This window comes from Aquimarina discodermiae (assembly GCF_040786235.1).
Lineage (GTDB): Bacteria > Bacteroidota > Bacteroidia > Flavobacteriales > Flavobacteriaceae > Aquimarina.
In genome coordinates, this window is sequence record NZ_JBFMKP010000027.1 from 1 (window position 1) to 12,981 (window position 12,981).

13 protein-coding genes are annotated in these 12,981 nt (G+C 32.0%); 2 read left to right on the plus strand and 11 right to left on the minus strand.

Annotated elements, in window-relative coordinates; all coding sequences use genetic code 11:
* The first annotated feature begins 164 nt into the window (after nt 1-164).
* The gene (locus ABW636_RS16815) at nt 165-707 is read left to right on the plus strand and encodes a hypothetical protein (protein WP_367591231.1); all 543 of its coding nucleotides are present in this window, start codon (nt 165-167) and stop codon (nt 705-707) included.
* A 227-nt stretch (nt 708-934) separates the two neighbouring features.
* Here ABW636_RS16815 and ABW636_RS16820 read toward each other — a convergent pair whose 3' ends face one another.
* The 9 genes from ABW636_RS16820 to ABW636_RS16860 all read right to left on the minus strand — a co-directional run bounded on the left by ABW636_RS16820 (nt 935) and on the right by ABW636_RS16860 (nt 8,497).
* Nucleotides 935-1,882 (minus strand): HBL/NHE enterotoxin family protein, encoded by a 948-nt coding sequence (locus tag ABW636_RS16820; protein ID WP_367591232.1) that lies wholly within the window; start codon nt 1,880-1,882, stop codon nt 935-937.
* Nucleotides 1,869-2,492 (minus strand): hypothetical protein, encoded by a 624-nt coding sequence (locus ABW636_RS16825; protein ID WP_367591233.1) that lies wholly within the window; start codon nt 2,490-2,492, stop codon nt 1,869-1,871. Before ABW636_RS16825 ends, ABW636_RS16820 begins: the two co-directional genes overlap by 14 nt.
* Complete coding sequence (locus ABW636_RS16830) at nt 2,461-3,552, minus strand: HBL/NHE enterotoxin family protein (protein WP_367591234.1); 1,092 nt, start codon at nt 3,550-3,552, stop codon at nt 2,461-2,463. The genes ABW636_RS16825 and ABW636_RS16830 overlap by 32 nt, the downstream gene beginning before the upstream one ends.
* Nucleotides 3,549-4,643, minus strand: a complete 1,095-nt coding sequence (locus tag ABW636_RS16835) for an HBL/NHE enterotoxin family protein (protein ID WP_367591235.1) — start codon at nt 4,641-4,643, stop codon at nt 3,549-3,551. The genes ABW636_RS16830 and ABW636_RS16835 overlap by 4 nt, the downstream gene beginning before the upstream one ends.
* 284 nt (nt 4,644-4,927) lie before the next feature.
* Nucleotides 4,928-5,608, minus strand: coding sequence for a DUF2461 domain-containing protein (locus ABW636_RS16840; protein WP_367591236.1), 681 nt, complete (start codon nt 5,606-5,608; stop codon nt 4,928-4,930).
* A gap of 319 nt (nt 5,609-5,927) precedes the next feature.
* Complete coding sequence (locus ABW636_RS16845; protein WP_367591237.1) at nt 5,928-6,353, minus strand: hypothetical protein; 426 nt, start codon at nt 6,351-6,353, stop codon at nt 5,928-5,930.
* Between the two features lie 7 nt (nt 6,354-6,360).
* On the minus strand, nt 6,361-7,089 hold the full coding sequence (locus ABW636_RS16850) for a hypothetical protein (protein WP_367591238.1): 729 nt from the start codon (nt 7,087-7,089) through the stop codon (nt 6,361-6,363).
* 468 nt (nt 7,090-7,557) lie between these two features.
* Nucleotides 7,558-8,115 (minus strand): hypothetical protein, encoded by a 558-nt coding sequence (locus tag ABW636_RS16855; RefSeq protein ID WP_367591239.1) that lies wholly within the window; start codon nt 8,113-8,115, stop codon nt 7,558-7,560.
* Nucleotides 8,116-8,320: 205 nt separating this feature from the next.
* Nucleotides 8,321-8,497: a hypothetical protein gene (locus tag ABW636_RS16860; protein ID WP_367591240.1), complete on the minus strand. Its 177-nt coding sequence runs from the start codon at nt 8,495-8,497 to the stop codon at nt 8,321-8,323.
* Nucleotides 8,498-8,676: 179 nt separating this feature from the next.
* Here ABW636_RS16860 and ABW636_RS16865 point away from each other — a divergent pair, with 179 nt between their 5' ends.
* The gene (locus ABW636_RS16865; RefSeq protein WP_367591241.1) at nt 8,677-10,554 is read left to right on the plus strand and encodes a transthyretin-like family protein; all 1,878 of its coding nucleotides are present in this window, start codon (nt 8,677-8,679) and stop codon (nt 10,552-10,554) included.
* A 78-nt stretch (nt 10,555-10,632) separates the two neighbouring features.
* Here the strand turns inward: ABW636_RS16865 and ABW636_RS16870 are convergent, their stop codons facing one another.
* Nucleotides 10,633-11,397 (minus strand): LytR/AlgR family response regulator transcription factor, encoded by a 765-nt coding sequence (locus ABW636_RS16870; RefSeq protein ID WP_367591242.1) that lies wholly within the window; start codon nt 11,395-11,397, stop codon nt 10,633-10,635.
* A 98-nt stretch (nt 11,398-11,495) separates the two neighbouring features.
* The gene (locus ABW636_RS16875) at nt 11,496-12,524 is read right to left on the minus strand and encodes a sensor histidine kinase (RefSeq protein ID WP_367591243.1); all 1,029 of its coding nucleotides are present in this window, start codon (nt 12,522-12,524) and stop codon (nt 11,496-11,498) included.
* Between the last annotated feature and the right edge of the window lie 457 nt (nt 12,525-12,981).

Below are 12,981 nucleotides of genomic sequence, written 5' to 3' on the forward strand. Positions count from 1 at the left end.
CGATGGACAATGAAAGGGTTTCAACAAATGGCGCAGCTTAGAGTAGTATACAAAAGCAAACAAGAACATAGAATCAAACAATTATCAAAAAATGCGGCTTAAGGGAAATTTGTCGTACACCCACTTTATATCAAAGCCAATTATCAACTATTAATTTAGTATTAATGATATTAGGGACTCTTTTTTTTATAGGATTTGGTGTCAATATTTTATGGAATGCGCTTCAATTCATAATAAATTGGGTCGTAATTATACCACTTAGTTCTATCTTTCTTGGTATTTTAATAGGCTATCACACCGTTACTCTAAGCACAGTTATCATTACTAAAGATTATTTGATTCTAAATTATCTACTGATAGGAAGGAAAAAATATATAGCATGGAAAACAATTTCAGATGCCAGTATGAGATTTATAACTACCAAAAGTAGCGGTAGTGACTATTCTTTTAAAACAGGAAAAGAGATAAGGTTATTTTCAGAAGGTAAAAATTACATAATTACAACGTTTTCAATTAAAGAATCGGAAAAACTTTTAATTGAAATAAACAAGAGATTAGATAGTCATCTTAAAACTAAAATGAAGAATGAATATCGGGAAACTAAAAATAGATTTTGGAAAGAAGAAAACAAATACAAAAAGGTGATGACAAAATTCGTTATACCTATTTTTATACTGATTTTAATTTCAATATATGCTTTTGGATAATCAAAACAAGTCCTGATGAAAAAACATAACTATTGAGGAAAGGAAGAATAAGACAGAGCGGGGTTTTCTGCAGAAGTTATGTTTGCATCACATTATTTTGATAATAAATAAATTATGGTATTTCTTGGTGATGGCTCCACAAAAAAAGCCTGTTCCATGAACAAGCTTCTTTATGTTGGCTTCTAAAAAAGCCTATTTTTCCCAATAATCTTTTTTTATTAAAGATACTATAAACTTGTTGCTTGCTTAGCCAGGTTTTCCCAATCGGCTTTTACAGCGGCCAACACATCCTGGGTAAATACGTTAAAAGAAGTAATTTTTTCACTTGCTAATAGTACATTAAAATTACTATCCAAGGTTTCCCAACCATCCATTAATGCATTAACCTCACTGCTAATAACACCAGCTGTAGAAAGGTAGGTCTGTGTAGCACCCAAGGCTTGCTGTGTCGCTTGTAAATCCATATAAGCCTGTTGTGCAATATGTTGGGCCTGCTCCATTTCTCTTTGTTGTGCTCCTATTTGACCTGATAAAGCTTCTATAAGTTCTTCTATCGCCTTGGCAAGTGGGCTAAAGATTCCCAAAGAATTTAAAATTTCTTGTTTTTTGGCTCTTTCTTCTTCTAGAGATCGAATTCTTCTCTGTGCATTTTGTACATTCTGAACTGCAGAAGCGTGAGCCGCATTAGCTTGTTGCTGATCACTTCTAAAATTTCTAGAATCTGTATTTACATTGTTATCAAAAGCACTTATAGCTGATTGAGCTGCACTAGCTTCTCCTGCTGTTTTTTTACTTACCGTTTGTAACTTTGTTAACTCTGTTTTAAATTCTGCAATGGCTTCGGTATCATCGGTACCTATCTTCTTGGCTGCGGCCAATAAAGCACTATATTCAGCATCAAAAGTCGAACTAAAATCAGAAATTCCATTTAGGATTGTAACCAAAGAAGGTCTTAACGTTTTTGTCCAGGTATTTCCGTTTGCCTTTGCTGCCTGTATATGACTTCCTAAACTTGGTGTTATTGAAGAAGAGGTTGCTGGTAATTGTTCTAATTGTTTTACACCATTTGTGATCGCAGTTATTGCAGAAACCGTTCTAGGAACAGAACTTATTAACTGTGAAGGTGGATTAATAGCTGTATTGGTGGTCGTAACTTCGTTTTTAGTAATGATCATGATTCGTTTTTTTTATGTTTAGTTGGTTTGTTCTTATTCTATGATGGATTTCTAACCATACAAAATGTTTATCTTCAATTTCTGCCAGGAGTTTAGTATTCTCGAGATCAAACGAAGTAACCCAATGCTCCCATGAATTATTCAATGCATTTATAATCTGAAGTAATTCTTCTATTTTTAGAATAAAAAACTGATAATTTTTAAAGTTCAAATCATCTTTACTCAGCGAAAAGCGTTTTAATTGATGTAGGTACTCTTGTAATAGTTCACTAATTTCATAAAATCGCTCTAACTTATGAGCATACTCTTTTCTTATAATTGCAATCCCATCAAAAGCAAACTCTGGATTATTAGCTTCTATATTTTTTTTCAGATCAGGAAAAAAACTTTTCCAGAGGTTTGATGAGCTTAGCATCATCGAAAAAATTTGAATAATATTTTTCTGAATTTCATCAAAATATCGCAGTACAATTTCTGACACTAAACTCTTATTATCATTTGGTAATATTGGCTGCTCAATAACTTTATGAGCAGCCAAACTTGTCTTTTCTATCTGATAGAATAACTGATCAATAGTTTTAAGTAGTATAGTTGACGCTTGACTGTTCATTGGTATTTATAGTAGGATTAACTTCTATAATCTGAAAATTCATTATTTGAGTGTGTAAATTGCTCCAACCTGATTTAGCATCGTCTAACTGAAGCTGCAAACCTCCTCGTAACGAGAGTTTTTCTGTTAAAGATGTTTTAACGAGGTTTAAACCTTCGACAAAATTTTGCGATGCTTGTACAAATGCTTCAATTGATAATTGTGCACTTTGTACATTCGAGTACAATAAACCATCCATATGTGTTAAAGTTTTCACCACACCATAAATAGCTTCTGTAGAGAGCAAATCTGTAATTACAGTTTTGTACAAATCAAACTGTGTATTCACATCGTCTAATGCTTTTTGTTCTCTAGAACCTTCTTCTGCTGCTCCTTTAATTCCGGCAATAATCATTTTAAAACCATCTGCCGGGCCTTTGTAATACGATAGAACCACTCCTAAAGAAATTTGTGCAGCGGCAACCAAACCATTTACTGCTCCTTTAGAAATTTCTTCATTATCAGCTTCTAGTTTGCCCAAAATTGCTGTTAAAGCAGATTGTAACTTATCTATTTGATCTTTTTTGAGCAATTTCTCTGCCATTTTGAGATCTGCATCCAAGGAATTGTTATCTTTTTTCAAAACATCCAAAAACAATGCAATAGAATTCAATGTTAATTTTATTTGCATGTTTCCCTGATCAATAGATTGAATAAGTACATCTATCCCTTTTATAAAATCCTTGACAGCTACTTGTCGTTGTTCTTTAGATAGACTACCATCTTCAATTTTTTCTGCATCAGATACTAGTGAATCGTATTCTGCCAAAATCAGGTTTGAAAACGCCAGTGGATGAGCAATTAAATCTACTAAAGAAGGAATTAACTCTGTTTGGATAGATATCGCATTTCTAGTCGCAGTTCCTTGATCAGTAACAAAACCTGGAATTTCTGGTATATCTGCCTCTGCTTGATTAGCTACTGCCATGGCATAAGTTTGTAACAAATTGGCCGATGACATCACATTTTGTGCTCCAAGTAAAATACCTGAAGCACTAAATGGGTTGTTTACGATACTCATGCTACTACAGATGTTTCGTTAGATTTTTTTGTAGGTAATGTTCCATATTGCTGTAAGCTTTTTGCCAATGTTAATGCATCTTGCCAATCGGCATTAGCAGCTTCCAGAGTATTTACTAGCCAAGACCCCAGATCTGGGTTACTTGTTTCTAATTGACTTACCACTTCGTTAAAATCACTCTGCAGTGATTGCCATCCTTTTTGAAGCCCTGTAACTGCTGTTACCCCCTGCCCTACTGCATTTTGTAAATTTTCGATGGTATGACTAGACATTTTTGTACTGGTGTAACATAATTTATCAATTGCTAACTGGCGACTTGCAGCTGCAAGATCTGATTTTGTTTTTGACAAACTCTTACCAGCAATTATCATTGCAGTGGTTCCTCCTGCAACAACTGCAAGTCCACCTACTACCAACGCAGTAGAAGCACCTGCTGTTTCTATTTCTGCTAATACACCAACAGCAATCATCAACCCACCAACAACATCTGCGGTAGCTCCTCCTGCAATAATCGCCATATCTTTATTGATGGCTTTATTATCGGCAGCAATTTGTTTATTTAATTGTTCTATAGCACCATGTTCTCCTCCCAAAGCTACTGTAACATGTTGTGCATCTGTAGTAAAGTTTCTACTATCTGTCTCTATTTTAGGTAGAAAATCATTAAGTGAACTAAGAGCGGTTACCGTATTGGTTTCTTTTTGTTTTGTTTGTGAAATTAAATTTGCAATACCACTTTTAAAGGTCTCCTTATTGTCGCCTGTATTAATATCCTTTGCCAGCGCTAATAAACGATCGTATTCGGCATTCCATAAATTAGAAAAACCTACAATATCAGCTATTCCCTGTACCAAGGTTACATTAACAGTATCTAAATAATAGTTAGCATTTTTTCTAGCTAACGCTTGATGAATAGGTAAATCTGCAACAACATTACTCTTAGAATCTGTACCTACACTGGCTGGTAAAATAATATCAGGTGTTCCTAATACTGTTTGTGTGTAATTTTGCAATAAAATTGAAGCGGCTTGAGTATTACTCATGGCTCCTTTAACTTGACTTCCTCCGATATTTACTTTAGGTGTACTCATTGTTATTTTTTTTTAGATTGTCCTACTCTATTAAACAAGGCTTTTCAGAATTACGCCCCCGAAATAAAAAATTGATTGTAGCTACTTAATCGAAATAATTTACCTTCGATCACATTACTAATTTCAATAAAAATGTCTAAAAAAAATATTTCACCATATTTCATATCCACAAAAAAAAGGCTATAAAACTTAACGTTTTTATGCCTTTTCATTGTTGTTATTTTTATGGATTGTTAACCTTGAACCGATTAATTAATATTTATAAAATTCTAATAGGACAATCTCTAATCATCTAATAATGAAACTCCGTTCAGATCGGTAGTTAAAACATCACTCATATAATCAAAATAGGGTCTTAGCAATTCATAATGATAGATCAGTTTATCTAAAAAATCTGGAGCAAAAACCTCTTTGTCTGTAAAATCATGAGTTACATAGAAAGATTTGTTTTTGATTAAATCTATGCTTGGATGATCTTTACTAAATCCCTTGGGGGCTGTCTTTACCTGATTAGAAGGATTAAAACCACCAAAAGCTTTCTTAAAATCAGGATCAGATAAGATATCTCGAATCTCCTGGTCATCCATTTCAAACTCTTTTCTTATTCTTAATAAATCTGCTGGTTCTGGACTAAAAAAACCTCCTGCGATAAGTGAGTTTCCAGGTTCTAACCTAAGGTAATATCCTCCTCTACGATGTGCTCCTGCTCTGCTAAAACTTACACTTCGATGGATATTGTATGGAGTTTTATCTTTGCTAAAACGAACATCGCGGTTTATTCTAAACACTTTGGTTTTTTCTATCTCATCCTTTTCATTTAAACGCTCTGCAATCGCTGCATAAAATTCTTTTAGCTTCTTCTCATTCCCTTGATACTGTTTTTTATGTTCGGTCATCCAATCTCTATGATTATTCTCCTTTAATTGTTCTAAGAATTGAAATGCTTCTTTAGGTATGGTTTTCATAAAATATAGTTATCAAATTTTATTTAAAAATCAAAAGGTAAGAAAATAATTGATTTTTAGGAAAGAGTTTTTAACCCTAAAACAAATGACGCTATACAGTAATAAATTACCATATAGTACCATCCTAAAATATATCTCTAATTATGATTGTAGAATTATAAAATATAACAAAGTTGTATTGCTACTTATAACTTAAAAGAAAAAAAAAATTTATACTTAACAATAGAAGTTGTTTTTCAGGTTTTTAATTTTGAGGTTACTCCTATATTGTATGCAAAAATGAGCTTCAAAAAAGGAAAGTTTTTTATATCTCATTTGTCTAAACATCTTCCCAAACAATAGCGTTGATCCTCCATCCACTTTGTATATTTACTAGTTGAAATAGTTTGTTTCCGTTTTGTGTGAAATAAGTCCCATTCAATTTCCCTTTTTTTGTATAAACCGAATACCGTTGCGCAATATTTCCTATAATTTTTGTTTCTTCTTTGATTTCCTTTTCTTCAAATTCTATCAAATTTCCAGCAGTCAACAGCTTTTTTCTTGGTGCTATAAAGGTTTCAAGAGTATAAACCTCTTGTTCTTTGCCTTCCTTTTTTATAATTAATAGTTCAGGTAAGCAGGTTTCATTAATGATACTCCAATCAGGAGATTGGTTTCCCTTATTTTTTAAAATACTGAAGAAACGTTTAATCAACTCATCAATTTGGTATTTATCATCCATATCAAGGTATATTCTTTTTCTCAATTATTTTTTACAAAGGTTGTAATGAACTTCGTTCAACTTTTTCCATACGAGCATATAAAATCTGTTCATTAATATGTAAAAGGTTAATTAATCGTAGTGCAACAAATATTGCAACTCCTATAATCTCACTTGTATTATCACTAAATTCGATTTGTAATCCAACATTATTAGTGTGATCATCATTAGAAACTTCTTCGGGGTCTTTCCAGGTTCCTGTAACATTCACCTCTGTAACTGCTTTCAAAAAAGGCAATGCATCTGATTTACCTAGGGGTAATATTATGGTTAAAACTTCTTCCCTTTCACGTGTAAAATCAACATTTATTGTTTCATCTCCATACAAAGCTGCATAGAGCATATCTCGAGCTTCCTCGAGAAGTACTTCTCCCTTTTTTGACCTTTGATGAGATTCAATAATATCCAATCCCATATGTGGTGGATTTATTAGAAATCCAGATTCTTCCAGGTCCTCTCTACTAATCTTTCTATATTTATCAATAAACTTAACTACCATTTGATCATCATACCCAGTTTTGGTAATTCGATTCAAACATTTTTTCATTGCATCAAGAGAGTGTTTCTGTTCTTGTAAACTATGCCTTTCGCATGTTAAGTAAATAATCTGATCAATAAGCCAACTTTTGTCTTTCTTCTCTAATTCTTTACGAATTTTTAACTCCAACTCAGGAAACAAATCATCCTGCGCTTTTTTTATAATACTTTTTATATTATCCATCTAACTTTAATTATACTGATCAAAATTGATTGCTTGTGACAGTAATTTTTTATAGGTATTTAGCTTTCAATAATTCAAAAATTATTTGGTGATCTTTTTCATTGTAAAGACCCGATTTTGAAACATTAGCTTTTCTTTTAATTAACTATAAATTTATTCAAAAAAACAAAAAAGAAATACCACTTAATATTTTTTAATTCTCATTGTTGAAATAAGTTATCAGAGGTTTTAACTCGAAGAGTTGTTTTGGTTATTTTATTATTTCTAATTAGAACCATTATACAGGTTATTTTGGATATAGAGTTTCTTGATTTACAAAAGAATTAACTTAACACAATATCCAAAATCGTTTAGAAAATCTCAAAGGACAAAACAGGTAACACTAAGTATAAGCCCTAATTTAAACATATTTATTATTCAGTTTAACTATTTTTAATCTTTTAGCTTATAGCACATTTCCTATTGTAATTATAACATATTTAATTTAGGTGTGTAAATGATTCTTCCAATATCCTTTCCGTTATGATGATTGGTAATTTCAGGGTCGCCAATATGATAATCCTCTAGATTAAAATATTTAGAAAACCATTGATTAGACTCTTCCAGATTTAGCGACCAGGAAACTATTTCGGTAAACTCTATTTCTGTAAAAACAAAAATTTCATACTCTTCTCCTGAAACCAAACCAATCCCCTTCCATTCGATCTGAAAAAAATTATCTTTAATAGCTTTCATTTCTATAGTCGTATTTTTAACGTCTTCATGTTCGAAAACATAGATTCCTGCAATATTATCATCAATTTCCTCATCCCAACAATCTTCAAATTCAATCTTAACAGTACCCAAATCTCTCCAATGTTTTAATTCTAATCTTAGGTCCTCACAATAAAGCTGAACTCCCCAATCAATATCTTCAATTTCTTTAACATCAGAATAGATATCAATCCACCAAGTTAAAATCCCTTCTTTAATTTGAACATATATTTTTGCACTTCCCTTATCGATACCCAAATTATGGGTACCCAATTTAAAACTCTGTTCTTCATATTATCATTTTACGTTTAATATTATGTTCTTGATACTAACAAATGTTACCCTACTATTTAATTTTCGTGTGTACTATTTAGCCGGGAAATCTCATTAAACATACTTTCAACCTTTTTATTAAGGTTTCATTTTCAAGACATTCTAAAGCAGTTAAGTGATCCAATGCCCGAGCTTTCAAACTCATCTATATAACACTTTGTTTTCCTAGGTGATAATTTATCACCTTAGCCAAATCAATTTGGTTTTTACAAAGCTTTAAAAGATGTTGTTGAATATCAGAATTGGTCCAATCATCTTCAAACATTTTTGAAAACGTTGCCCAACTTTCTTCTCCTTCAAAATATTGCTCTAAATCTTCCATGTGTTTACAAATCTAACAGATTTTCTAATAAACCATCCATAAGTGAAGTTAACCGTTTAACCCCTGTACAAAAAAAGGGTTTTTAACGGCTACCAAAACCAGTTATTAAACTCTTTATCAATAAGTTATATAGTTATAATTTTGAGATATCAATAAATTAATCTTAAAACTTAAACAAAATGGGGTTTATTCTAAAAGGTAATCTTGCAGGGGAAATATGTAGAGATTGTAAGGAACCATTATTGGGTTCTATCGTACGTTTTTATAGAGTAGAAAATCTTAATGTAGACGTAGTAACGCATGTTACTGCAGATCCAAAAAACACTTTACAAATATTAGGCGAAAAGCAAGTTAAAGCAAAATCAAAACTATTAATTGCAGAAGCAGAAATCGATGAAAAAGGAAATTATGAGACCGAATTGAAAGGAAAATATGCAGAATATGATGGTCCTATTATGATCGATATTCTCACAAAACGTGTATATAATCAAAAAAGTAAAGATCGTGATCCAATTCAATTTACCTTAACATCACTACAACCAAGATGGAGACAAACCAATCAGGGTATTGTATTTTATTGGAAATATTGTATCAATAGTCGTTTTTGGTGCAGAATTCGTGAGCTATTTGATGCCTGGGTAATTTGTGGAATATTACTGGATTGTAAAAATGATAATATTCCTATTCCGGGAGTAAAAGTTATTGCTATGGATGATGACTGGATCGGTGATGATAAGCTCGGATCCGACGTAACAGATCTAAATGGGCACTTTAGAATAGATTATAGCAGTAAGGATTTTAAGCAAACCTTCTTATCACCACTCATAAATGTAGAAACTCCTTTTCCTCCTTTTCACAGTGGTCCAGATGTATATTTTAACTTAGAAATTAATGGTAGTCCGGTAGAATTTGAAAAACCATCTGACAAAAGAAAAGATGTGGGACCTTGCCTTTGCGTTACACTTTGTTTAGACGACATTGTGATTCCCGAAATTCCGATTCCAGCATCGTTTACTAATTTTGGTTTAACCCGTAAAATAAAGATTCAGGACGAAATTAATACGGTCAACGGAAAAACACTACGTGCAGGGTTTAATGATTTCGCGTTTTTTAGAACTATTAACCTTATAGGAACCATTACCAAAACGTTAAATGGTAATCCTATGGAATATATGTTCGAGTATCAGGAGGTTGCAGCTCCAAATAACATTCTTTTACCTGGAGGCTGGTCTCCTGTAACACCTGCAATGATACCTTCTACAATCATAGGTAATTTTATCATATTAACAGGTGATCCTAATAATCCAGTAGATAAAGTTCCTTATAAAACCAATAGTATAGCACCTAATAATAATTTTAATGGCAATTGGGTTCCTGTTCCTCAGAATGGAAACTTTGAACCGCATCAAGACGCAGAGATCCTTAAACTAAACACGTTACAAATTGCCAACATGATTCCTATAGATATGAGTTCACCAACTTCTGATATTGGCAATGCAACTGTATCTCCTGCAAGACCACATACACGTAATCGATATTTTGCCATTCGTATGAAACAAAGAGAAATAAATAATGCTGCAACTGAAGTGGTAGCAGGAACCTCTAAACCTATCGCTATATTTAATGTCGAATATGACAATGTTAATAAACATGGTAGTTGGGCACCACAGGTGGTAAATAATCAGGTGGCAGCGGTATCAGTAAATATAGACGAGATTGTATCGGGTACTACCGGGTGTAATAAAATTACTAATGCCTTACATATAAAATATCACGCAAGAAACGAAAACTTGTCTTCTGTATCGTTATCGATTACAGGGCCCAAAAAGCCCGGACAAAATTTTGGGTTTTCTCCGATAGCTTTAATGGCATCACCAGAGACATATGGAACCACACAACTAGTTAATTTACCTCTAACCTCTCCTCCTACTCTTTTGGATGTAAATGATTTATTGCCCTGTGCATATACAGTTACTTTAAGAACAACTGTAAAGCTCACGACTGGAGATGGCGAACCAGGCCCTATCAATGATTTTATATCATTTTGTAAAGTTTGAGGATTAGTAACTAAACTTTAAGCCACTTAAAGAGGTATCAAATAACGGTACCTCTTTATTTATGAACCCAAGAATAGTTTAATCTAGATATCCATTAGCCTTAATAAAACTTAACAACTCTTCTTTTTTACCTCTACTTACGGGGATAGCCGCATCTCCTATCATTACATGATTTCCTTCTAAATGCGAAATAAACTGAAGGTTAACGATATAAGATCTATGAATTCTAATAAATCGTTCTCTTGGTAGATTATCCAATATTTTACTTAATGCTAGTCTAGAAACGATTCTTCCTTCTTCTGTATATACCTTGGCATACTCTCCAAAACTCTGTATGTATCGAATACCATTATGATTAACTTTGATAATTTTACTCTCTTGTCTAAAAAAAATATAATCACTTTTTTTTTCTATAATAACGGGGACAGTGGTACTTGCTGATGATCCAATACTTTTTGTAATTGTAGCTTCATCCTTCTTATTCAATAAATCTATAACCCTATTTGTTGCTTTTACAAATCGATTAAATGCAATTGGCTTAATTAAGTAATCTACTATATTATCTAATTCATAACTGGTAACCGCAAATTCAGAATATGCAGAGGTAATAATGGTAAAAGGTGGGTTACTTAGAGATTTTAGAAAATCCATCCCGCTTAGGTTTGGCATTTCAATATCCATAAACAATACATCCACATGGTTTTTGAATAAAAAATTCTGTGCTTCTATTGCACTATTACAGACACCTTCTATTACTAGTGTGGGGTAGAGTTTTTCTATATAACCTTTTAACAGATTACGTGCTAGGGGTTCATCATCTACCACCAAACATTTTAACTTCATATAGTTTACGTTAATTAATAAATAATACCAGTCCAATAACAATTCAAAACCTAACAAAAACTTAGTATAATAATCACCCTTGTGATCATGTTCAAAACCTACAGCTCAATTTGTAGTTTTAAATGATACTCATTATCATTTTCTTCAATATCAATAGTATACGCTTCAGAGTAAATATATTGTAGTTGTTTAATTACGTTTTGGTGACCAATATTATTAGATTCGATTTCAGAAATCCTCATTTGAGGTTTTGAATTGATTGCTGTAAAATGAAGTGTGTCATTAACTACGACTACCTCGAATTTTACCCACGCCTCATCACAATTATAAATATTACTATGCTTAAAAGCATTTTCTACAAATGAGATTAATAACATCGGGGCTATTTTATGATGAGGCTGTACATTTTCATAATAGAAATCAATATGATGCTCTTCTTCAAAACGAGTACCATACAGTTCTATATAATCCTGAATAAGCTTGACTTCTTTACTTAACAATACACTTTTTTGACCGCTATCATACATAAGATATCTCATTATCTTAGATAGTTTTTCGATCATATGTGCTGCTTTGGGACTATCAATATATGATAATGAATATACACTATTTAAAGTATTAAAAAGAAAATGAGGGTTTATCTGGCTTTTTAAAATTTTAAGTTCCCCTTCTAGCTTTAAATTATTTTTCTCTAAAATGGCTTCTTTATCCTTTGCTGCTACCCATTCTCCCGAAAAATGCATGGCACCACTAGAAATAATTAGAATACAAGTAGTTATGATCTCTACAAGAAGTCTATTTACCAATGGGATATCAAAAAATTCTCCCTGAAGATATAAGTCATAGGACAATATTTCTACAACTATCGATAGCAGAATAATGCATACTACAGAGGTGAAATATGCTAAATATTTTCTTGAAGGAAGAAATAAAGGAGATAAATACTTATAATGCACAAAAAAAATTGTGGCATCAAATATTAAACGAAATAGTAAAATGACTTGAAGATTACTTTTTTGCAATTGGTAATTCAAAACATATTCTGACATTATAAATAACAAGAAAAACAGAGACCAAAATACTATATGTAATCCTAAAGTATATTGTTTCCCCGAAATTCGCTTCATATTTTATTTGTCTAATTACAAAACATAAATATAACTACAATGCTTAACTATTAAAAGGTGATGCAGTGAATTGCATTATTAATACCACGAGAAGTACAAATGAGCCTATGAGTGCACTTTTTTTCAAATATGGTAACTAAAGCAATTAACCCTTTAAAATAAGTAGTACGCTTATAAAGATAGGGTGTTCGTTGCATTAATTCTTATATAAATTTTATTTTTCCATAGATTTGGATTATACACACCCCTATCATAGAATGAATCTATTTTATCTATCAATAATGGTGAAACTATTGTAGATACTTAGATGCTTAATAAAAAAATATACAGTAACATTTTTAACAAGTTGTGCTTGAATTAAATAAAAAATTCAAAAATCATTTAGGTTAGAAAATAGAACAACTTGATTATATAAAAGGTAAAAACAATGGTTTGTTTGATTCATACGCACTCAACA